The sequence below is a fragment of the Candidatus Poriferisodalis sp. genome, from assembly GCF_965204195.1.
Lineage (GTDB): Bacteria > Actinomycetota > Acidimicrobiia > Acidimicrobiales > Poriferisodalaceae > Poriferisodalis.
The window spans coordinates 789584-811524 of sequence record NZ_OZ241975.1 but is presented as its reverse complement, the minus strand read 5'-3'; the positions used below and the strand labels follow the sequence as shown (position 1 = coordinate 811524).

Annotated in this window: 15 protein-coding genes; all 15 read right to left on the bottom strand. The window is 65.6% G+C overall.

Going from position 1 to position 21941, the window contains the following annotated elements; genetic code table 11:
* Positions 1 to 79 precede the first annotated feature (79 nt).
* Positions 80 to 3097 (bottom strand): site-specific DNA-methyltransferase, encoded by a 3018-nt coding sequence (locus ACOGI8_RS03605; protein ID WP_419855529.1) that lies wholly within the window; start codon positions 3095 to 3097, stop codon positions 80 to 82.
* A 3-nt stretch (positions 3098 to 3100) separates the two neighbouring features.
* Positions 3101 to 3463: a DUF86 domain-containing protein gene (locus tag ACOGI8_RS03600; RefSeq protein WP_419855528.1), complete on the bottom strand. Its 363-nt coding sequence runs from the start codon at positions 3461 to 3463 to the stop codon at positions 3101 to 3103.
* Positions 3456 to 6836: a BPTD_3080 family restriction endonuclease gene (locus ACOGI8_RS03595; protein ID WP_419855527.1), complete on the bottom strand. Its 3381-nt coding sequence runs from the start codon at positions 6834 to 6836 to the stop codon at positions 3456 to 3458. The genes ACOGI8_RS03600 and ACOGI8_RS03595 overlap by 8 nt, the downstream gene beginning before the upstream one ends.
* Positions 6837 to 6929: 93 nt before the next feature.
* Positions 6930 to 8357 (bottom strand): phytoene desaturase family protein, encoded by a 1428-nt coding sequence (locus ACOGI8_RS03590; protein ID WP_419855526.1) that lies wholly within the window; start codon positions 8355 to 8357, stop codon positions 6930 to 6932.
* A gap of 4 nt (positions 8358 to 8361) precedes the next feature.
* The gene (locus tag ACOGI8_RS03585; protein ID WP_419855525.1) at positions 8362 to 10236 is read right to left on the bottom strand and encodes a DUF3556 domain-containing protein; all 1875 of its coding nucleotides are present in this window, start codon (positions 10234 to 10236) and stop codon (positions 8362 to 8364) included.
* Between the two features lie 5 nt (positions 10237 to 10241).
* Positions 10242 to 11132, bottom strand: coding sequence for an ABC transporter ATP-binding protein (locus ACOGI8_RS03580; protein ID WP_419855524.1), 891 nt, complete (start codon positions 11130 to 11132; stop codon positions 10242 to 10244).
* The gene (locus tag ACOGI8_RS03575) at positions 11129 to 13870 is read right to left on the bottom strand and encodes an ABC transporter permease subunit (RefSeq protein ID WP_419855523.1); all 2742 of its coding nucleotides are present in this window, start codon (positions 13868 to 13870) and stop codon (positions 11129 to 11131) included. The genes ACOGI8_RS03580 and ACOGI8_RS03575 overlap by 4 nt, the downstream gene beginning before the upstream one ends.
* A 107-nt stretch (positions 13871 to 13977) precedes the next feature.
* Positions 13978 to 15309 carry an ABC transporter substrate-binding protein gene (locus tag ACOGI8_RS03570; protein ID WP_419855522.1) on the bottom strand — a complete coding sequence of 444 codons (1332 nt, stop codon included), beginning with the start codon at positions 15307 to 15309 and terminating at the stop codon, positions 13978 to 13980.
* A gap of 173 nt (positions 15310 to 15482) precedes the next feature.
* Positions 15483 to 15605, bottom strand: a complete 123-nt coding sequence (locus tag ACOGI8_RS03565; RefSeq protein WP_419855521.1) for a hypothetical protein — start codon at positions 15603 to 15605, stop codon at positions 15483 to 15485.
* Positions 15606 to 15653: 48 nt separating this feature from the next.
* Positions 15654 to 16388: an adenosylcobinamide-GDP ribazoletransferase gene (gene cobS / locus ACOGI8_RS03560; protein WP_419855520.1), complete on the bottom strand. Its 735-nt coding sequence runs from the start codon at positions 16386 to 16388 to the stop codon at positions 15654 to 15656.
* A gap of 54 nt (positions 16389 to 16442) precedes the next feature.
* Entirely contained in the window at positions 16443 to 17507 is a 1065-nt protein-coding gene (locus tag ACOGI8_RS03555) for a nicotinate-nucleotide--dimethylbenzimidazole phosphoribosyltransferase (RefSeq protein WP_419855519.1), read from the bottom strand.
* Complete coding sequence (gene cobU / locus ACOGI8_RS03550; RefSeq protein WP_419855518.1) at positions 17497 to 18084, bottom strand: bifunctional adenosylcobinamide kinase/adenosylcobinamide-phosphate guanylyltransferase; 588 nt, start codon at positions 18082 to 18084, stop codon at positions 17497 to 17499. Before cobU ends, ACOGI8_RS03555 begins: the two co-directional genes overlap by 11 nt.
* A 24-nt stretch (positions 18085 to 18108) precedes the next feature.
* Positions 18109 to 19284, bottom strand: a complete 1176-nt coding sequence (locus ACOGI8_RS03545; protein WP_419855517.1) for a DUF1015 family protein — start codon at positions 19282 to 19284, stop codon at positions 18109 to 18111.
* Between the two features lie 145 nt (positions 19285 to 19429).
* Complete coding sequence (locus tag ACOGI8_RS03540; protein ID WP_419855516.1) at positions 19430 to 20626, bottom strand: CaiB/BaiF CoA transferase family protein; 1197 nt, start codon at positions 20624 to 20626, stop codon at positions 19430 to 19432.
* Between the two features lie 40 nt (positions 20627 to 20666).
* Positions 20667 to 21899: an amidohydrolase family protein gene (locus tag ACOGI8_RS03535; protein ID WP_419855515.1), complete on the bottom strand. Its 1233-nt coding sequence runs from the start codon at positions 21897 to 21899 to the stop codon at positions 20667 to 20669.
* Positions 21900 to 21941: the final 42 nt, after the last annotated feature.

Sequence of the window (21941 nt, the reverse complement as noted above, 5' to 3'; positions counted from 1 at the left end):
TCGTCACCGGCCAGTCTGCCGCGCAGGTGTGACATTGCCGAGAGCCAAGCTGCGGAGCTTGGCCCGTACTGCGAGTGGATCAACCTGAGGCGGCGGGCACCCGGAACACCTTCATGACCTCGTCGCCTAGGTGGTTGATGACTTTGACGGCGATGTGGCCGGTCTCGGGGGCGGGGAAGGGACGGGAGAGGTCGCTGTGGAGGGAGGACCAGGCGTCTTCGTCGATTTCGGCCTTGAGGGTGGTCTTGAGCGACTTGTAGGGGTCGTTGGCGCCGAGGAAGTAGGCGTGGCGCACGAAGAAGCTCTCGTGGTCGTAGTTGGTGTCGACGAACCAGCAGGCGATGGAGTCGGGCTCGTCACTGCGGATGTCGCCGGTGGTCGGGTCGAACACGTCGATCCCTCGCAGCTTCACGCAGAACTGCTCAGCGCCGTCGCTGGTGGGATGCGCTGTCAGCAGCTCGATGTCGGGTTCGCCGAAGATCACGAACAGGTTGCCGCTGCCGGTGCTCTTGAGTTCGCTTGCCATGTGCAGGTCGGCGTTCATCCTGGCTTGCAGCACCTGTAGCGGTCCTGACTTGGTGAACTCCGACGCGTGAGCGTCGTAGTTGAAGGCGCAGGCAATGAGCACGTCGAAGCCAGCTTCGGTCGCCTCACGCGAGGCAGCCACGAGGTCAGGGCGAGTGACCGTGCCGAACTCGGGGCCAACGAAGATTGCTGCCCTGCGTGTCGCTGCGGATGCGGCAGTCTCGTCGTCTGCGGGCGGTACGGCCTCGTCCGGCTCTCCTACCGAAGCAGCCGCCCCTTCGATGTAGGCGCCTTCCGCGCATACGTATTCGCCGGGCCAGGGCTGGAGCGAGACGAAGTCGATGCGGTCGGCCTTGTGTACCTGCTGTACGCCTGCGGCTCGCAGGTTGTCGAGGATGAGCGAGACGAAGTCCTGCGGCGCCTCGCCGTTGCGCCGGGCTTCGGCGACTGGGTCCATCAACTGGTCATCGGCATCGAGGGCCAGGTACCGGTGCGGCGAGATGCTCTCGACGGTGAACGGCCCGGCCACGCGCACCTTCGAGTTATCTTCGAATGGCTTGTCGTAGAGGTACTCGAAGTCGGCCTTGGCGGCGATGGATTCGTCGATTGCCTGCTGGCGTTCGAGGCGGGCTTGCCAGAAGCGTTCGTGCGGCTCAACGGCATCGGCCGGCCAGTCGCCGGGGCGCTCGCGGGGAACCTCCCATTCCAGCAGGCAGCTCGCAGGTGCCTCCTCGCCCGACGGCAACGGCACAGTCGCCTCGAGTGGCTGGGTGAAGTCGACCCGTCCGCCCTTGCGGCCCCCAACCGAGACCTCAAACGGTTCCGGCCGGTCTGTACGGAGCGTCGAGTTGAGATCGGCGAGCGCCGCCTCCACAGCGGGTTGACGTTGTTCGTAGATGACGTCGATCTCGGCGTTGTTGGCAATCGACCGCAGCGTGATGTGCGGGACGCGCTCGTAGACGAATCCCTGCCTCACATCGCCGTACGTCGGCGCATCGGACGGCTCGGCATGGCTGAGCTCCGCCTCCTTCTGCTGTCCTTCTTCGCTGTCGGACAAGAGGTAGTACGGATGGCGAGCCCCCATGAGCCGCGCCCGCGCCAAAGCCAAGGCCACCCGCGAAGTGTCAATAGTGATCCACCGTCTGCCCCATTGCTCTGCCACGAATGCAGTCGTCCCAGATCCGCAGGTCGGATCGAGCACTAAATCGCCCGGATCACTCGCCATAAGGAGGCACCGTTCAATGATCTTGGCATTCGTCTGAACGACGTACACCTTGTCATCGGTAAAGTTGCCAGTGCCAGTGTCCGTCCACACGTTTCCGTGAACAGCTACCTCGGAGTCGCTGTGGAAACGAACATACTGGATTGAATTGGCTGCTACATGCAACCGGCCCCCTCGACCGAGTCGCAACATCCCAGCAGGGTAGTTCGCCTTCCAATGGGAGTTCTTCGACCAGCTATCATATGTTATTCCTTGCCAAGAGAAGGGTTGCGGTTCGCGGGACCTATCCTGCGAAATGAGATTATCTGGCTTATACGGCACTGCGTTGTCAGGCACTTCGATTTCGCCACGCTTTTCCGCTGCCTTTACACCGCGATAGCTGAAGTCAGGAAAGCGCAACCACTTTGCATTTCCCTCACCAAGTTCGAATTCTTTGCGATATCGCAGGGACTTAGCGCGACCTGCGCCCTTGTCCTTAGAAAACCAAATGATGTAGTCGCAGACGTTTCCGATCCAACTGGTTTCAAACCCACTTGTTGTCTGTATCGAAATAATGCTGACGAAGTTGTCCGCGCCGAATACCTCATCCATGAGCGACCGGACACGGTGGACATTCTCATCGCCAATCTGGACGAAAACCGAACCGGTATCGGTCAACAGATCACGAGCCGCTGTCAAGCGATCTCGCAGATAGGTCAGATAGCTGTGTATGCCGTCCCGCCATGTATCTCTGAAGGCGCGAACCTGCTCAGGCTCACGTGTAATGTGCTCGGCTCTGCCATCTTTGACATCGCGACTTGTAGTAGACCATTGAAAGTTGGACTTGAATTTAATGCCGTACGGTGGATCGATGTAGATGCACTGCACCTGGCCGCGCAGGCCTTCTCGCTCGGCCAAGCTCGCCATCACCTGCAGGCTGTCCCCGAGAATCATGCGGTTCGACCAGTTCACCTGGTGCTGGTAGAACTCCGTTCTCGCGTCACCAGTAGGTAGCCCGTTGAAGTCGGAAAACAACTCGATCTGAAAGCCAGCGTCAACTGCCGCCTGTTCGACGCTGTGCCGACGGCTCAGCCGTCGCAGGTCTTCCACCAGCGCTTTGGGATGCACCATTTCCTGGATGTACAGCGGTGGAGCCGACACAACGAGGTCGGCCCAGTCGGCGACATCCTTGCCGCGCCACACCAACTGTGGGTCGAGGTCTCGATTGAGACGCTCGTATTCCACACGGATCGCAGCCGCGGCATCTTCCGAAGACTGCGTCTGGTATTCGGCCGTGGGGATATTCAGCCGCGCCGATTCGTCGTGCGTGAGGTTCTCTACCTGCTTAGATTTCGCAGTGCGTCTTGCCACCGGCTACTGCTCCTCGTGTTCTGCCAAGACATGGCGAAGAATCGTTACGAGTTGAGGCACCGATATCGTCACGGTGTCCCAGAATGACTCTTCGCTCACGCGGTCGTACTCGTGAACAACGCGATTTCGCATTCCTCGAATCTGGTGCCAGGGAACCTCCGGGAATTGATCCCGTGCCCCGTCGGTCAGCCGACCTGCTGCTTCAGCAATGATGATGATCTCAAACTTGGTTGCATCGTACGTCACGTCACTCGAATAGAATTCGACTTCGCTGAGGTCGCCGACGTACTTGATGACCTTCTCGGCCGCTTCCAACATATGTCGAATATGCGGCAGCCAATCTTCAGGCTGAGCACAGCTATACATCGATCGCTTCTCTCTCAGCGTTCGGTCGCACATGGTCATGCAGATGTTCTGCGATTGACAAATCGACACTGCGGCCGAGCGTGTCGGCCAGATACACCTCAGCACCGAGAGAGTCCCACCCCACCGGTCGTGACTCGTACTCGACAATGAGATCAACGTCGCTCGTGAGTTGCGCCTCGTCACGGGCGAATGAGCCGAAGAGCTTGAGACTGGAGACTCCGTATTCCGTCTTGAGGTGTGGCATCATGTCTCTGAGTGAAGCAAGCACCCATGCTCGACTGTTGCGGGTTTGTTCACCAGAGCGGAACGCCTGTGCCTCACGGCGAGCTTGGGTGATTGCTGTCTGCAATTCTTCGGCAAAGACCCAGCTGTTCCTGAATTCGGCGAACTGCCAGTAGCCGAACGTACCGAGACGGTTGACGCCGGGAACCCAATAGTTGCGCATGGTGGCGGCCTTGTCCTTGGCGTCCTCACCGCGGAAGCCCTTGACCTCCGCCACGAGATACAGCGGTTCGCCGCCACCATCGGCGTCGCCCACCCGCAGGATGAAGTCGGGCACGTAGGTGCGGTTCTGGCCGCCTGTCCGGTACGGCACCTCAAAGCCCATGCCGGCGTTCTTAACGTACGCCAGCACATCGGGATTGGCTTCGGCCACTTGGCAGAACTCCAGCTCCCAATCGCTGTCGCCGACCGCCCAGTTGACGTGGCTGCGGTCGGCGCGGGTGCGCCAGCGCCGCATCTTCGAGGTGGTGAAGTTGACGTCGCGCGTCGTTCCGACGGGCGAGAACGGGTCGAGCGATGCCGTCACGGCCCCACCCACGCTCCGCTCGGCTTCGACGATGGCCGTGGTGATGCGCTCGCAGGCTTGGTCTGCGAGCGACAGGTAGACCAATTGGGAGAGTGATGTCCCGCCCTCACATATCAGGTGCTCATCGAGCCAGCGTTCGGTGATGCGCTTGAGTTGGCCGAACAGGTGCAGGCGGGGTTGGCCGTCGTGACCACACCATTTCGTCCGAAGCAGATAGTTCGTCAGGTGGTAGACGATGGTGGATCGACGCGTGTCGCCGGTGTCGGTGAGATCGAGGTCGATGCCCTCGCCGATGATCCCCTCATTGCGGACATGCGTCGGACCTGTCATCTCCGGCGTCAGCCGCAGCGTCGAGTCTTCGGTGAAGTGGGCGTCGAGCCGGTCGTCGGGGAGTTCCACCCGGTAGCCGGCGACCCGCGGGAAGCGGATCTCACAGGCGTCGCGCTCGGGGCTGACGGCATGCACCTGCACCGTCGGCTTGGGCGGCTTCGGCTTCACGATCACCGGCTCTGCGGTGAAGTCGAACGGCACGCCGAACACATCGGCGTACTCGGTCTCGAACAGGCCATGCTCGTTGAGGTCGTACGACTGGCGACGCAGCGCACGGCCCACCACCTGCTCGCACAGGAGTTGCGTGCCGAAAGCCCGCACGCCCAAGACATGCGTGACGGTGTTGGCGTCCCAGCCTTCGGTCAGCATCGCCACGGACACCACGCACCTGGTGTTGCCGCCAAGGCGGCCCGGCTTGCCGACCGTGTTCATCACCTCGCGCAGTAGGTCTTCGTCGCTGAGGCTCTGAGCGTCGTGGCTGGTACCTCCGCGTTCGATGATCTCGCGCCGGAACCGCTCGATCTCATCGGATGCCGCGGCGCGGAAATTGGGGTCGAGCGAATCGCCCGACTCGAGCTGGCGACTGTCGATCAGTAGCGTGCGTGGACGGGCCAGCGCCTCGCCGTCGTCGCCGAAGTTGCGGAACAGGCGCAGCCTGCCGTTGTGGAACGACGGGGTGCCGTCCGGCAGTTCCCGCTCATAGCCGGAGATGTAGTCGTAGACGACCTTCGATGTGGCCGTGTTGTTGCAGACCACGATGAAGCAAGGCGGCACATCGATGTCGTCTTGGGCTTCCCACTGCTGGAAGACCTGCTCGTAGTGGCCGTAGAGCGCCTCGAGCGCCGATTTCAGCTCAACCGGGAGCGCCGCTTCGGGGTCGAGTTGGCCGACGGCCTTCAAGCCCTGCTTTGGCATCTTGGGGCCGATGTGCTTCCACAGCTCGCGGTAGGTGGGCATCTCGTTGCCGGGGATGTTGTCGGCCACCGGCACTCTCGGCAGCTTGACGATGCCGCATTCGATGGCGTCCATCAGCGAGAAGTCGCTGGCGACCCAGCCGAACAGGGTGCCTTCGGCGTAACCCGAGCCGCTGAGGAAGAACGGCGTGGCCGACAGGTCGATCACCCGCTTGAGCCCCAGCTTGCGCTGCACTGCTTCGATGCCGGTGAGCCACACACGGGCGGCCTCAGAGTTGTCCTCGGCCTCCTTACGGGCATCGCCCTTCAAGTCTGGTTCATCCGACTCGTCGGCCGAGCCCGGCTTCTCCCGGTAGCAGTGGTGCGCCTCGTCGTTCAGCACCATCACGCCCTTGGTGCCCATCAGCTCGGGCATCACCCGCTGGAGCATCTGGCCGTCGGTCTCACGCGTCTCGATCTCAGGCCCGTGGCCTTGCAGCAGTGCCCGACTGCCCTTCGCCAGGCTCATCGTCTCGCGCCGGATGAACGCGTGATAGTTGGTGATGACGATCCTCGCCTTGCCCAGCTCGCTCGCCATGTCGGCGGGGACGAGGTGACGGCTGCGGTAGTAGCTGTCTGGGTCGTTGGGCTGCAGCACGCGGAGTCGGTCGCGGATCGGGATGCCGGGAGTGACCACGAGGAAGCCGCGAGTGAATCTCTGGCTCTGGGGGTGCCGCACGGCGTTGACGGTCTGCCATGCAATGAGCATCGCCATCACCGTTGTCTTGCCCGAGCCGGTCGCCATCTTCAGTGCAAGGCGAGCGATGCCGGGGTTGGCCTGCTCGCTGGCGGCCGCGATCTGGTCGCGCAAGCGACGCCCGACAACGGAGTTCGGGGCGACTTCGGTGAGCCAGATGACCGTCTCCACCGCTTCGACCTGACAGAAGAATGGGCGGATGCCGGGAAACTCGAAGTGCCGCCAGTGCTTGAGCAAGCGTGCCGTCTCTGCGGTGACATGCCAGCGCCGCTCGTCGGGCTCGGCCCGCCACTTGGCGACCTCGCCGCGGATCGTGTTGATGAGTTGCGACAGGTCGTACTGCTGACCTGTGTCAGCCAGCGACTCCGCCTGCTCGTCGAATACGAGCGCCTGCTGTGTCGACTTGTCGGCCTTGGCACCCTTCTTTCCACGCTTGCGAGGGGCGGGAATCGGCGAGATGAACGACGCTGGGCGGCGGCCATCGCGCACGGTGCCGGTGGGCTGGCGTTCTTCGTCGAGCTCCCAGTGACTCGTCGGTGCCTCATAGGGCGAGTTGAGGATCGGCTGCTCGTAGAAGTCCGGCATCTTGCCGTCACGCTACGCGTCAGGTGTACGCGATTGCGCAACCGCATACGGCTCGTTGGGAGTGAAGGAGTCGCGGACAGTTGCCCGTCAGGCTCACGCTGACCGGGATGTTTCCAGCGCGGCCAGCGCTCGGGTCGCAGCGTTCAGGCCGCAGAGGCCGTGTGCTCCCGCCCCTGGCGGCGTCGACGCTGAGCACAGGTAGATGCCCGGAATGCCGGTGAAATAGGGATCCCGGGCGAGTCGGGGCCTGAACAGCAGTTGGCCGGGTGACGACGCGCCGCTCAGGATGTCGCCGCCGATGTAGTTCGGGTTGTAGACGGACATCTCGGTGGTGGAGCGCACGGCCGTGCCCACCACCCGCTCGGAGAATCCGGGAGCGAAACGCTCGACCTGGGCGATGATTGCCTCGGTGGCGTCGCCGGTGTAGCCGTGGGGGACGTGGGCGTAGGTCCACAGTGGGTGAACATTCCCGACTGAGCGGCCAGGGTCGGCGCGGTACTGCTGGCCGACGAGCACGAAGGGCCGCTCGGGCATCTGGCCGCGATGCACTGCGAGTTCGTTGGCGATCACTTCGGCTGCGTCGCCGCCGAGATGCACCGTGCCGGCGTCAGCCGCTCCCGGCGCTTGCCAAGGCACGTCGCCCTCAATGGCGAAATCGACCTTGAACGCGCCGGGACCGTGACGGAAGCGGCGGTAGGCGCGGGCGACGCGGCCGGGCAACTGGTCGCCCAAGATGTCGGCGGCGATCGACGGTGACACGTCGAGCAGCAGCAGGTCGGTCGGCGGCAACTCGGTGGTCGAGTGAACCCGCACGCCGGTCTCGACCCGTCCGCCGTGTGCCATCAGATCGGCAACCAGCGCGTCAGCTATCGCCTGCGACCCGCCTTCGGCGACGACCCATCCGTACCGATGGCCTGCGGCAAGGATCATCAGACCCACTGCGCTGGTCATGGGGCGGTCCAGGCGCCAGAACGCATGGGCAGCGACGCCCGCCCACAGAGCCCGAGCGGGCTCGTCACGCCACAGGCGGCCCATGACGGTGGCGGGGGTCATCGCGGCTGCGCCGAACCGCGCCGTCAGCACCGGGTGACGGGGCAGCCGCAACAACGGCTGGGTGATGTCTTCGAACAAGCTGTCGAGATCAGCAGTCAGCGCAGTGAACAGCCGGCGCCAGCGCGCTCCGTCGCGGCCGAGCCCGTCGGCCGTGCCGTCGATGGACTGGTAGAGGAGGCTGGCAGAACCGTCGTCGAGGGGATGCGCGCAATCGACGAGCGGCGCTCGCCATCGCAGGCCGAGCTTTTGGAGGTCAAGCGAGCGCAGGAACGGCGACGCCGCGGCCACCGGGTGCACGGCAGAGCACTGGTCATGCACCAGGCCCGGCACGATCATCTCCGCGCTGCGAGTGCCGCCGCCAATGGTCTCGGCGGCTTCGAGCACCGTCACCTCGACACCGGCCCGGGCCAAGTGAACAGCAGCAGCCAATCCATTCGGCCCGCTGCCGACGACAATCGCCGTCGTCACCGCATTAGCCGGTGTCGGCGGGGGGCATCACGACGCCGTCGGCCGTCTGGCGGGGGATCAGCCAGTTTCCGTCGTGATCGATCGACGGCACTTTGCGGGCATTGCCGGGATGCGGCACGCCCTGAGGCTCATAGCCCTCCTTCCGCCACGTCACCGTGTGCGGAATCGGACCGTCAGGCAGCCACGGCTGGCTGTTGTAGGCGTCGTCGTGGCGATACCAGCCCTTCTCGACGGTCCCCAATGCTGCGTCGATCACCCGGTACTGCACGCGGTTGGTGTATGCCGGCCGCGACTCGGTGAACACCGCAATCACATCGCCGGGCTCGTACTGGCACCGCTCCTGCCACGCCGCGATCAGCCGCTCGTCCAAACAGTGCCCGTCGCCGAAATTCCACCCCGTCAGCACGTTGCTCAAGAACTCGCCCTCGCGCTGGATGCGCTTGTCGAGATCGTCCACGTGACACATGAGGCCCGAGATGTGCATGCGGCCCATCGGGTGCATCATGCGGAACGCCACCGCCTTCTGAATGAAGATCTCAGAGATCTCAGGGCCGAACAGCGGCTCGAGCTGGTCAATCTGGTTGTCGGCGGACTTCACGATCTTGTCGTTGATCCGGTCTTCGATCTCTTTGTTGCGGAGCGAGAACGTCGCCGCCGCCCAGTTGCCGGCGTACTGCTTCATGCCCACCAAGAAGCTCACGTACTGCGGCCGGAAGGCTCCGAGCACGATGGGCGACAGCGCCGCAACCAGCACTATGACCAGCAGCACCGGCTCCATGTCCCACACCGCGTAGCCGTTGCCGGCGTGGAAGTTCGAGAACAGGAACGCTGAGCAGAAGATGAAGAACACGTTCCACTCGAGCGGAACCGCCAGCGGGAACGTCGAGATGATGAAGGTGTGCAGCATCCAGATGGACACGATGGCGATCCACGTCGCCCATCCCCACGGAGAGAACAGCAGCACCAACGGCATGATGAGCTCGCAAGTGGTGCCGCCGATATGGGCCAGCAGGTGCGTCGTTCGAGCCGGCCGGATGTCGCGGGGATAGTCCTTGACGGTCGCTTTGCGAAATCGGTCCCACACCACCCACGGCGTGTTCTGCACCATGATCGAAACCGTCGAAGAGAACCCGTGCTGCAGCTTCGAGAAACCGGCGCCCATCCAGATGATGACGATGAAGACCTTGGCGGCGATGATCATGTCGACGAAGTTGCTGAACAGCGAGAAGCACAGCAGCGTGGGCACGTACTGCTCGGCCCGTGACGACAGGAAGATGATCTTGTCGCGCATGGCCATCAGCAAGATCAATCCGCAGTAGATCAGCGTCGCCCACTGCGGCAGGATGCCGGTGCGGCCGTCGGGCAGCCCGTCCACCTGCTCCGGCGACAGCACCAGCAGCAGGATCAGGCTGGCCAGGATCAGCTTGTACAGCCCGGTGTCCCACGGTGTGCGCCGATTGCCCTTGGTGAACGGCACATGGTTGGGGTAGGGCGGCACACGCAGGGTGTCGTTCTGCCACCAGTAGAGGATCCCGCCGATGGGCGGGTCGAAGTGGAACGCCAGCGGGCCGCAGGTGGCCGCCAGACCCGTGATCTCGAGCAGGATCGTCCAGATCATCAGCTTCTGGTAAAGGATCGGCTCGTCCCACCAGCCGCCGATGTCGTTGAACTCGAGTCCGGCAGTGAACGCTCCGGCCACGATGAGCCCGAACAGCGCATACAGGAAGATCTTCCACGCATAAAACGTGCCGGTCTGCTTGGGCGTCCCGAACCCGTGCTCCACCCAGTGCAGCTGCAGTAGCTTCATCCGCTCGAAGAACGGGATCTTCGCAAACTCGTCGAGATCGACGTCGGGCAGCTCAGCTGTTCGATACCCCATGGTGATTACCTCTTTCGGCGGACCATCGCCGCGTGTCGTCGTTGTCGTTCGCGTTCGAAATAGAAGTCGTCTTCGGCGGCGGTGCGGGTCGAGGCGAGCTTGCCCGACAGCCGTGTCAGCTCACGCTCGCGCACCCGCAGGCGCCTCCAAGCCTTCCTCTTGTTCTTGCGCCGCAAACGCTCGATGTGGTCTTCCTCGGTCTCGGACGTGCCGGTCAGGTACGTCTCTTCGATTTCGTCGAGGCGGTTGAGGGCTTCGGCAGCCGGCAGTTCCAGCAGGATCTGGCCGCGGGCCATCAGGTACATCCGATCAGACACGGCCAGCGCCTTGCGGGCATGCTGCTCGACGATCAAGGCGCCGGTGCCCGTGGTGTCGGCCACCTTGCGGACCGCTCCCAGCAGCCGATCGACGATGATCGGCGCCAGTCCGAGCGACAGCTCATCGGCCAGCAGAATCGACGGCTGACGGCTGAGCGCCCGTGCCAGCGCAAGCATCTGCTGCTCGCCGCCCGAGAGCATGCCGCCGCGCACTCCCAGCCGAGGCTCGAGCTCGGGGAACAGTTCCAGAGCTGCCTCCACCGAACCGCCGCCCACTCGCAGATTGTCGCGAGCCGACAGCTTGGTGAACACCAAGCGCTCCTCAGTCACCAGCCCGATTCCCCCTCGCCGGATGCGCTGGTACATGGGCGTGAAGGTAGGCGTGTTGCCGAACATCACGATGCCGTCGACGGGCGTCAGCTCACCGGCGATGGTCAGCAGCGTGGTGGTCTTTCCGGCGCCATTGGGCCCGAGCAGGCAGACCACCTCGCCCTGGTGGACCTTCAGGTTCACTCCTTGGACGACCGCCCGGTTGAGGTACCCGCACTTGAGGCTTCGCGTCTGCAGCAGCGGCCTCATGCGCCGCCTCCCGCAGCTTGCGTCGTACGGCGTTCAAGTTCGCTGTCGTGCTCGTCAGCCTCGGTTCCCAGGTAGGCGGCCACAACCGCTGGGTCGAGACGGATTTGCTCGGGGCTCCCGACTGCGATCTTGTTGCCGAAGTCCAGCACCACCACCTCGTCGCACACCTCGTTGACGAAGTTCATGTCGTGCTCGACAACCAGCACTGCCATGCCCCAGTCCTGGGCCAGGCGCCGGACCACCTCGGCCAGCTCTTCGCTCTCGGCGGTGCTCAGGCCAGCGGCCGGCTCGTCGAGCAACAGCACGCTCGGGTGCATCGCAACCGCCCGGGCAATCGCCAGCAGCCGGTGCTTTCCGTAGGAGAGATCCTTCACGTCGCGGTGCAGGTCGCCGTCGAGCTGGAACTCGATGATCGCCCGCACGACCTCAGGTGGGAACGGAGGGCTCGACGGCGCCACCAGATCGCGCAGGTACGACCGCATGTCCTGGGGGTCCGCGGCCACGCTGATGTTCTCGAACACCGTCGCATCCTCGAACAGCTCGAGCGTCTGGAACGAACGTGCGATGCCGATGCGAGCACGTTTGGAGGGCGGCACGCGCGAGATGTCCTCGCCGTCGAGCACCACGCGACCTTCCGCCGGCGCGAAGCCGCACACGGCGTCGATCAGCGACGTCTTGCCGGCGCCGTTCGGGCCGATCAGCCCCGTGATGGTGCCCGGAGTGAGGTTGAAGCTGACATCGTTGACCGCCACGACGGCCCCGTAGCGCACGGTCATGTTCTCGATGCTCAGCACGCGAGCCGGGACCTTCGACTGTTCGCCCTCAGAGGCGTTCGGATCGGAGACGTCTTCCAGCTCGATGAAATATGAGCGGCCCCACTTGCGCGCCCGTTTCACCAGCCGGAAGATCTTCACCCACTCGGCGGCGACACCGTCCTTGTACCCGAGGACCATGAGCAAGATGGCGATGCCGCTGATGAGCTGGGTCCAGCGGCCCACCCCATCCCACGTCGATTCGAGCACTTCCTGGCTGAAGGCTGCGGTGGCCATGGTGGCGCCCACGAACGCACCGAGCAGGTGACCGACGCCGCCCACGATTGCGAGGCCCACGAACAGGATCGAGGTGAGGTTGGTGAACGACGTGTAGCTGACCGAGGTCAGCCGGAATGCCAGCACGATCCCGCCCAGCGCCGCGATTGCAGAGCTGAGCGAGAAGGCGAACAGCTTCGCCTTGGGCACGTCGATGCCGAGCGCAGTCGCGGCCCGCTCGTTGGTTCGGATGGCGAGCAGACGCCGGCCGCTGCGCCCACGACGCACGTTCGACACCACCCACACCGCAAGCAGCGCCATCGCCAGCACGAAGAGGCCGTATCGCTCCGGGTAGCGAATGGAGCCGATGTCGAGGCCGAACAGCTCAGGGCTGCCGACCTGGGTGCCTTGCACGCCGCCGGTGTATTGGCGGTTGCGGAACAGCATCAGCTCGATGGTGGTGCCGAGTCCTAACGTGACAATTGCCAGATTGATCCCGCGGGTTCGTGCAGCCGGCAAGGCGAAGATGAAACCCAGCGGCACGGCGGCCAGCACGCCCACGACCAGCGCCAACAGGAACGGGATGTCGAACACCGCAACGAGTCGTCCTGATATGTACGCGCCGAACCCCGCGATGGTGTACTGCGCCAGCGACAGTTGGCCCGCGTAGCCGGTCAGCAGCACAATCGACAGCAGCACAATCGAAACGCCCATGGTGACGGTCAGGGCGTCGATCCACTTGGCCTGCTTGGTGAGCATCAGGAACGCCACCGTGCCGATGCCGAAGATCGTCCAGTCCCACGACATGCGTCCGTTGCCGATCATCGGCAGCTCGCGCAAGAAGTAATCCCGAGGCGGCAGCGACCGGCCCTTGAACACCAGCACAGCCACAATCACCAGGAACGGCAGCGATGGCCCGAGACCTTGCTGGTCGACGTAGCGGCCCACAAGGGTCTGACCGACGCCCAATGCCAGGCCGGCGGCGGTGGCGATGGGGAACGACCGGAAGTCGCCCACCAGCGCCGCCGCCAAGGCTGCGAGCACCAGCGATGTCATGGCCGTGACCTGCAACGTGATGATGGGAACCACCAAGATGCCCGCAACCGCAGCGATGGCCGAGCCCAGCGCCCAGTTCTGGATGGCGATCGCGTTCGGCGACAAGCCGATGGCCGAAGCGGCTCGCTCGCTCTCGGATACTGCCTCTGTGGCGAGGCCGAAGTGGCTCCGTCGGTACATCGACCACAGCAGCACGGCGAACACGCATGCCACTCCGAACAGGATTAGCCGGTCGACGGTGATCGCAACCTCGCCCCACAGCGTCACCCGGTTCGTGGGCAGCCAACTGGACACCTGACGTGCGTTGGAGCCGTACCGGATGACCACGCCGGCCTGGATCAAGATGAGCACGCCGAGAGTCGCGATGACGCGGATCAGCGTGCTGGCGCGCCGCAGCGGCCGCATGATCACCCAGTGCGTCAGGGCGCCGAGCAGCGCTGACAGCGCGACGCCCGCCAGCGCCGAGAGCAAGAACGGCCAGTTGGCCCGGTTCTGGAGTTCCCACTGCAGGAACACGCCCGCGATTGCGGTTGCGCCAAGGGAGAAGTTGAGTACGCCGGTGCCGCGGTAGACGACGATCAAGCCTTGAGAGGCCAGCGCGTACAAGGCACCGACCCCGAATCCCAGCAGAGCGAAGCGGATGACCTCGTCCAATGGTGCTCCCGTCGCAGCGGCGCTAGGCCGGCTCGCGCCTGCGCCGGGATGGCTGGTGATCGCTCACTCGGGCCACCCCGGCACGGGCGCCAGTACTCAGATGACGGTCAGCCGGCGTTGCCGGTGGCCAAGTCGCCGACGTCTTCGAACTCGGTGGTCAGCGGCACGACCTTGCCGTTCTCCAGCTTGCTGAACACGACGCTGCGGTTGAACAGGCGCTGGTAGCCCTCGAGGCCATCGGTCCACTCCTGTGTGAAGTCCAGAACGGGGACCATGCCGCCGAGATCGAGGTTGTTCGTGTTCGAAGCAGCCTCGAAGAACGAGGTCGCGTTGATCTCACCGTCGATGGTCTCGGCGATCTGCGTGAAGGCAGCGAACGCCGCCCACGTGCCCATGCCGCCCAAGCTGTTGTAGTCGTGCTCGGTGGTGTCCCAGCCGCCTTCCTCGAGGGCAAGCCGGTACTCATCCCACGGAGCGGTGGAGATGTCGGGGTACATGCCGCCGATGATGTCGCCGTCGGTCGACTCCTCATTGCCCGCGGCGGAGATCTCGTTCAGATTGCCCTGCGGGCCGTACTGGCGAGCGTCGGTGCCCGACTGGGTCCACGCGGTGTTCCAGGTGATGTACGGCGTCTCTGAGACGATGCCGATCACGCAGTCGGCATCGGTCGTCGCCTGGGCGACTTCGGAGGAATAGTCCTGCGCTGTCGGCGGCAGGATGATGATGTCGCCGAAGCTCTGGCCGAGGGCTGAGATCGCGTTCTCCATCGGTGGGAGGAAGATCTGGGCGCCGTCGATGATCACGGCGTTGATTGAACGGCAGCCGTCGTCGATGGCTCGCTTGATGATGCCGACTGCGTACATCGGCTGGTTGCCGATGGGGAACGAGTGCGGGCTGGTCAGCTCAGACGGCGTGATCGGGCAGCACGGCCCGAACCAGGTGATGTCGGACTCGGCGATCACGGGCACGATGCTCTCCGCGAAGAACGTGAACGAGCCGACAACCGACACCATGCCTTCCTCGACTGCCTCGCGGGCACACGCCGCAGCCACTGCGGGGTCGAACATCTCGTCGCAGACGGTGACCTCCAGCGGCCGGCCGCCGATGCCGCCCCGTGCGTTGATGTAGTCGGCGTAAGCCATCGCCGTGTTCGCGATGTTGTGATACGTCGGACCCGCTGCGTTGAGGGTGGTCACGGTCATGACTTTGATGGGCTCGCCGCTCGGGGCCATCGGCTCGTCGGCAGGCGCTTCCGTGGTCGCGGGGGCTGCCGCCTCGGTGGTTGTGGGCGCGGGTTCGGTTGCACTCGCTCCGTCGTCCTCACCGTCGTCGCCGCCACATGCGGCGGCAATCAGGGCGAAGACGGCGAGAAGTGCCGCCACCGTCCGCCACGTTCGGCGCCTCGACTGGCGCGTCACAGCACGTTCACTGGTCGTCATGTAGTTCCCCTCCCTGAGGACTCGGCAGGCCCGATGGCGGGCTGATGCGACCGCCGCCTGCCAAGTCGGTCATTCAAGCACAGCCGTCGACCGGCTGCCGGGGGTTCAAGCGCCCGACATGGGAGCCAATCTGTGCCGCAGCTCGCCACTTCGCGCGGCGTATCGGCTTGGCGCTAGGCAATCGCGAACACAATGATCGCGACGATGAACACGATGGTCATGGCCAAGATGGCCATCGCAGCGAATCCGTCGCGATTCGTTCTGTCCTCTGCTGATGGTTCGGTCGGTTCGCGCATCCGCAGTCTGCTCATTCGGACCGGAGGGCGGGCTGTTCGGTCAGGACTCTACGTCCACAACCAGCCGGAGTCGTCGAGCAGCCGCGACACCGCCACCAGCGCGGCCATCTGGCTGACTTGGGCGATGGCGCCCAGAACGTCACCGGTCATGCCGCCGAACCGGCGGTAGGCGATGAGCCCGACGACCAATGCTGCGCCTGTGGCCGCGCCGACGGCGAATACACCCACGGGCCCGAGTGCGAACGCGGCGCCGTAGCTGACCAGCAGCGAGAGCGCGCATGGCAGGCCCCGCAGATGGGCGGTGTAGGAATGACCCAAGCCGGAGCCCGCAGCGGCCATCGCCGCAACCGCGAGCACACGGCCGACCCCGTGCGCAAGCACCATGGCGATGATCGCATCTCGTGCAGCCAGTGGCATGACAGCGAAGACCTGCACCAGCGTTGCTAGCACCAGCGCCAGCGTTCCGAACGTCCCGAGGCGGGAATCCTTCATGATCTCGCGGCGCTCCTCGGGCGTCGTGCCGCCGAGGGCGTCTGCCGTGTCGGCCAGGCCGTCCTCGTGGAAGGCGCCGGTGATGACGGCACCGGTGGCGACGGCCAGGATCGCCGCGAGCGGAGCGCCCAGCGGCTGCCACACAGCCCAGAAGACCACTCCGCTCAAGGCGCCCACGATTGCTCCGACGAGCGGGAACCACGGGACGCTACGCCCCAAGTCGCGCTCGGTCGGAGGGTGCGCTCCGCCGGGGAGCCGGGTCAGGAAGGCCCACGCGTAACGCAGGCTCACGCCGAGACCCCTACGTTTCGCAAGCTCACGCTGTATCCCCTACGTTTCGCAAGCTCACGCCAGGCCCCACTCGGCGAAGGTGGCGACGTCGGTGACTGCCGCTGCGGCGATCTGCACGATCGGCACAGCGACGAGCGCACCCGTGCCCTCTCCCAGCCGCAGATCCAAGCGCACGAGCGGCTCCAGCCCGAGCTCGTCTAGGAGCGCTCCATGGCCTGGCTCAGCGGAGCAATGCCCGGCAATGCAGTGGTCGAGGCTGCCCGGCGCAGCCAGTGCCAAAGGTGCCGCGGCGGCCGTTCCGATGAAGCCGTCGAGGATGACCGGAATCGAGCGATGCCGCGCCGCCGCCACCGCCCCGGCGATAGCTGTTAGCTCACGCCCGCCTGCTCGGCGCAGCGCCTCCAGCGGGGCAACGCTGCCCACCCGTTCCAGCACATCGCGCACCACAGCCAGCTTGTGATCGAGCGCTTTTGCGTGCACTCCGGTACCCGGCCCCGTCCATCGGGCTGCGGCCTCGGCCGAGGACATCGAGTCGTCGGCGAAGAGCAGCCCGCAGACGGCAGCCGCGGCTGTGGTGTTGCCGATCCCCAACTCTCCCAGCACCAACAGGTCGGCCTGGTCGTCGGTGACGGCGCCTTCAACAGCGAGAACGCCCGCCTCGACGGCTGCGTCGAATTCGTCGGCGCTCATCGCATCGTGCGTGCGGATGTTGCCCGTCGGCATGCCGACGCCAACGTCGTCGCATCGCACGACCGCACCCACCTGGCGGGCGACAGCAGTCACCGTGGCGACACCGCTGTCGACGGCGGCCACCATGGCAGCAGTCACGTCGGCGGGGTAGGCGCTCACGCCCTCTGTGGTCACTCCGTGGTCAGCTGCAAAAATGAGCACCGCCGGCTGTTCGACGGCAGGCTCCGGTGTGCGCTGCCAGCCGGCGAGCCATGCGGCAACCCGATCGAGCCGTTCGAACGCACCAGCGGGACGCAGCACCTGCGACGCCCGTTCAGCCACCGCCCGCTGCGCAGCCTCATCGGGACCTGGCAAATCGTCGAGCATCCGTTCCAGCGCGCTGCCGTCACCTGAGCGAGCACGTGAACGAGGCAGGGTCTCAGGCGCCATCGCTGGGGCCCTGCAGTTCCAGCAGGCGGCCGGCCACCACCAGATACGCCCGGTCGGCCGCCGCGAAGATGGCTTGGTTCACCGACCCGAGCACATCCCTGTATGCCCTTCCCAGCGGCGTGGCCGGAACGACGCCCGAGCCGACCTCGTTGGTGACCACGATGGCCGTGCCACTGCGCTCTCGAAGGCGCTCGCCCAAGTCGCCGGCCTCTGCGACGACCGCACGAGCGCTGTCGGTGCTGAGCCGTTCGCCGGTGCCCGACTCCGAACCGGGTTCAGTTTCGACTGCCGCGCGCTCAGCCAGCATCCGGTTCGAGACCCACATGGACAGGCAATCGACGACGATGGTCGCCTCGGCGTCAACCTGCTCCACAGCTTGCGCCAGGTGGATCGGGGCCTCGATCGTCGCCCACACCGCAGGCCGATCGGCCCGATGCCTCTCGATGCGTTCAGTCATCTCATCGTCACCGGCTTCGGCCGTGGCGATGAACGTCACCGGTGCACCGGTCGACGTCGCGGCGCTCAGCGCGGCAGTGGATTTCCCGCTGCGAGCACCTCCGGTGAACGCGATCAGCATGAGCGAAACAGCATCTGCAGCGGATCAGCAGCGAACCAGCAGCAACCCAGAGCGAGCCTTCGGCAGGAAGTAGGTGGTCTTCGGCGGCATGACACCGCCGAAGTCGGCAACTTCGAACACCGAACCGAGCGGCACCGGTGCCAGCAGGATCGTGACCGGCGCTGGGACGGCGGCCACCGTCGTGGGACGGTAGGTGAGCCTCGGATCCGAAGCGCTCGCGATGCCAAAGACTTCCCCCAGCATGAAGTCGTGCACGAATGCGGCATCCAGCCGGGTGGCCGGGTTCTGAACCGGCGACGGGTCGTCGGCGGGACCAGCGTGGCGCAGGCGTGCGCGGAACCAGTGGCCTGCCACGCCGACGCCGACCCATCCCGGCGCCCCCGGGCGCGCGGCGACTGCGTCGGGCACCTCTTCGACATCGCACCGAGTCCTCATCAACTCCATGACACGCCGGGGCATCATGTCGAGTTCGCTCAGTTCGCGGTCAAAGCTGCCGAGGTGCAGCTCGTCGGTGGGTGCGCATGCCACGAGCACATGCGAGAAGCCGGCCTGCCTGGCAGCTGCGACGCGATGGTGCCCGTCCACGATGTACAGCGGGCCATCGAGTCCGACGCTGGCACCCTCGCCACCCCCGACAACGGCCGGCCACAGCGTGACCCGCGCACCGTCGGCGGTCTTGGTGTCGAGCAGCGGCTCCAGCGGTGTGGACGCCCCGGCTGCGGCAAGGGTGGCTTCGATGACGTCGGCGACCATTGTCAGTCGCGGCGCGGTGACAACCACGGGGCTCGACATGCGGCCGACCTCGGTGAAGTGCACGGCCAGGCCGTGCACCCGGCCTGGCTGTGTGTCCTCGTGCGGGCGCAGCTCATGGGAGGCCAGGCGCACGCCGCCCAGCAATGCGTGCTGCGCGTGACCGTCAGCCTCCACGCATTGCACGTACAGGCTCGGTTCCCGGGTGGCGCCGAACACGCCCAAGCCGATGAGCCGTTCGAGTGCCTGCGTGCTGCGCGTGGCGTGCTGCCGGTGCTCGCTGGGGTGGCCGAAGCTCTCCGGCGGCAACCCGGCCACATGGGCGAAGGAGTCGGGATTGTCGGCGAGGTGCTGCGCGTGCTCGTCGGGGGTGAGCGAGTCATACGGCGCGGGGATCACCGTCGGCGCCCATTCGGGCGTCAACACACGAGCGCTGACCGGCTCGATCATCCGCTCTCCCTCCCCGCCGCCCCATCTCGCGCACCCGGGTTGTCGAGCCCCACCCTGATGAGCTCTGGGCGCACGGCGACGCGGCGGATCGAAGTTATCTCACGCCCAGCAGCAGGTTCGACGCGCGATGCTCACGTGGCTGGCGTCAGGGGATCACGCCTGCCTGCTTCAGCTGCTCGATGTCATCCCAGTCGTAGCCGTGCTCGAGCAGGATCAGCTCGGTGTGCTGGCCGAGCTCGGGCGGCGGACCGCCGGGAGCCCATGCGCTCTCGGAGAAATCCACCGGTGTCGCGACCATCTCGGTCGTGCTGCCGTCGGGCGTCGGCACCTTCACCCAGCAGCCCGCCGCGTGGGCCTGCGGGTCAGACCGCATCTCCAGCGTGGACTGCACGGGGGCCCACCAGACGTTGTTTGCATCGAAGATCTCGCCCCACTCGGCGCGTGTGCGGGTGGCCATGACGGCGTCCATCTCCGCAGTGAGGGCAGCCGTGTTCTCCAGGCGGAGCACGATGTCGGCGAAACGGGGGTCGTCCTCCCACTCCGGCCGTTCCAGCGCGCTCACGACATACGGCCAATGTCGATCGCCTTCGAGGCCCAGCATCCAGAGCCATTCGCCGTCTCCGCAGCGGTAGCAGTTGATGAGCGGGTTAGGCGGGCTGTCGCGGCCCCAGGCCTCGGTCTCGTCACCCGTCATGGCAGTGATGTTGTGGTCCCAGCCCAGCAGGTAGGTGCCCAGGCGCAGCAGCGACGACTCCACGAGCTGTCCCTTGCCGGTGCTGGTGCGGTGGAACAGCGCGGCCGCAACCCCGGCCGCCGCCGCAAGCCCGGTCATGTGATCGCCCATGCCGCCGCGCTGATAAGGCAGGTCGGCATCTTCGGGGGTCAACGACCGGACGATCCCCGCCCGCGACCAGAACGCACCCACGTCGTAGGTCTGGCGGTCGCGCTCGTCGCCCCGCAGCGAGAGCCCCGTGACGCTGGCGTAGATCAGGCGCGGGTAGCGCTGCGCGAGCGACGGGTAGTCGAGGCCCATGCGTTCGAGCCCGCCGGGCCGGATGTTGGACAGGAAGACATCGGCGTCGGCCAGCAGGGAGTGCAGCGCGGCGAGCCCTTCCGGTTGCCGCAGGTCGAGAGCGATACTGCGCTTGCCGCGGTTGTCCAGATCGAACGGCGGGTTGCCATCGCCCTGAAACAGCCAGCCCAGCGAACGGAACGGGTCGCCGTCCGGCGTCTCCACCTTGAGTACGTCGGCACCCCAGTCGGCCAGGATCCCGCCGCAGGCAGGTCCGGCGATCCACACGCCCAGCTCGACGACGCGGATGCCTTCCATCGGCCCGGCCATGGGTCCTCCCCCTGCTCGCAGCGGCGATGCGGCAGGGTACTCAACGGTCTGCGTCGGCTTCCATACACAGTCGGCGTGCGGTTTGGGCGTCGATGCGTTCATCGGGCGCGATGTCTCGACCCGTGGCCGCTGCTATCCACTCGGCGGGATCGGGGGGAACCGTGGGAGCGTCGGAGGACAGCGTGACGCGGATGCCGCGACTCAGCAGGCTGGCCAGTGGCCAGAGCCATGCCTGCTCGGTCGGCGAGAGCTGTTCTCGGTACTTCTGCGCACGCCGGGTCACGAAGCTGGGCTGGGTCACTACTGCGACGCCGAGCCGGGCGATGCGGTCGAGCTGTTCGGGCAGTGCGAGCGCGCAATGTTCAATGCGGTCGGGCGCTGTGCAGTCGGCCGCTGGGCGACGGGTTTCGCTCGTCGCCATCCCGGACGGCAGCGGCGGGTGCGCCTCCAAGGCATCCAAGGTCGCTTGCAGTGTGTCGATGTCCATGACGTGGACGGCGACCGGAAATCGATGAGCGCGCGCCGCCGCTACCAAGTCGGCGATAGCACTGTCGTCATCGTGAGGCGGCATGACCTTGGCGTGTCCGACCCGCACCGCGCCCGCATCGGCCGCGCCCCCAGACGACAGAACCGTCTCGCCAAAATCAAGATCTCCCAACGAGTCGAGTCGGTCGGCACCCACCATCGCCGTGACGTTCACGGAGGGCACCCCAGCGGCGGCTTCTGCCAGCAGCTCCAGCGCACCGATGTCGTTGGTGTGCGTCGCGTCCGTACATGCGGTGATGCCCGCAGCAACCAGGTCGGCCAGAACCTCCGTGACGCCCGCCACCGTCGCGCTGTGATCGTCCCGTGGCACCGCTGCCAGCAGATCCTGACGCTCGACAAGCACCTCGCCTGACGTCAGGCCCAAGGCGCGGCCCGCGGCCGTGTTCACCACCGCCACATGACCGGTGACGTGATGCAGCACGGTCGGAACACCGTGCGTGACAGCGTCGACTTCAGCGGCGGTCGGGTGGCGACGCTCATCGAGCAGTGAATCGTCGTAACCCCAAACCCGGAGCCACTGACGCGAATCGCCCCCGTTGCCTTCAGCGCTGTCCTGGCAGTCTTGGCGCGTCCTCGGTGAGGCAAAACTGCGCGCGGCATGTCCGACGATGTCAAGCAGCTCCCCCACCGACGCCGCCGCCTGGACATTCACCGATCGGCGCGCAGCGGCGCATGCCAAGAGATGAAGATGATCGTCGCAGTACCCCAGCGTCTGGGTGGTGCTCACGGCTGCGCTCGCGATCCTGGCGAGCCCAGCCGCGCCGAGCCC

Excerpts from the sequence above, each read along its gene's own strand:
- ACOGI8_RS03565 (WP_419855521.1), bottom strand. The coding sequence starts at position 15,605 with ATGCGCGAACCGACCGAACCATCAGCAGAGGACAGAACGAATCGCGAC.
- cobU (WP_419855518.1), bottom strand. The coding sequence starts at position 18,084 with ATGCTGATCGCGTTCACCGGAGGTGCTCGCAGCGGGAAATCCACTGCC.
- ACOGI8_RS03545 (WP_419855517.1), bottom strand. The coding sequence starts at position 19,284 with ATGATCGAGCCGGTCAGCGCTCGTGTGTTGACGCCCGAATGGGCGCCG.
- ACOGI8_RS03580 (WP_419855524.1), bottom strand. The coding sequence starts at position 11,132 with ATGAGGCCGCTGCTGCAGACGCGAAGCCTCAAGTGCGGGTACCTCAAC.
- ACOGI8_RS03585 (WP_419855525.1), bottom strand. The coding sequence starts at position 10,236 with ATGGGGTATCGAACAGCTGAGCTGCCCGACGTCGATCTCGACGAGTTT.
- ACOGI8_RS03570 (WP_419855522.1), bottom strand. The coding sequence starts at position 15,309 with ATGACGACCAGTGAACGTGCTGTGACGCGCCAGTCGAGGCGCCGAACG.
- ACOGI8_RS03555 (WP_419855519.1), bottom strand. The coding sequence starts at position 17,507 with ATGGCGCCTGAGACCCTGCCTCGTTCACGTGCTCGCTCAGGTGACGGC.
- ACOGI8_RS03600 (WP_419855528.1), bottom strand. The coding sequence starts at position 3,463 with ATGTATAGCTGTGCTCAGCCTGAAGATTGGCTGCCGCATATTCGACAT.
- ACOGI8_RS03540 (WP_419855516.1), bottom strand. The coding sequence starts at position 20,626 with ATGGCCGGGCCGATGGAAGGCATCCGCGTCGTCGAGCTGGGCGTGTGG.
- ACOGI8_RS03595 (WP_419855527.1), bottom strand. The coding sequence starts at position 6,836 with ATGCCGGACTTCTACGAGCAGCCGATCCTCAACTCGCCCTATGAGGCA.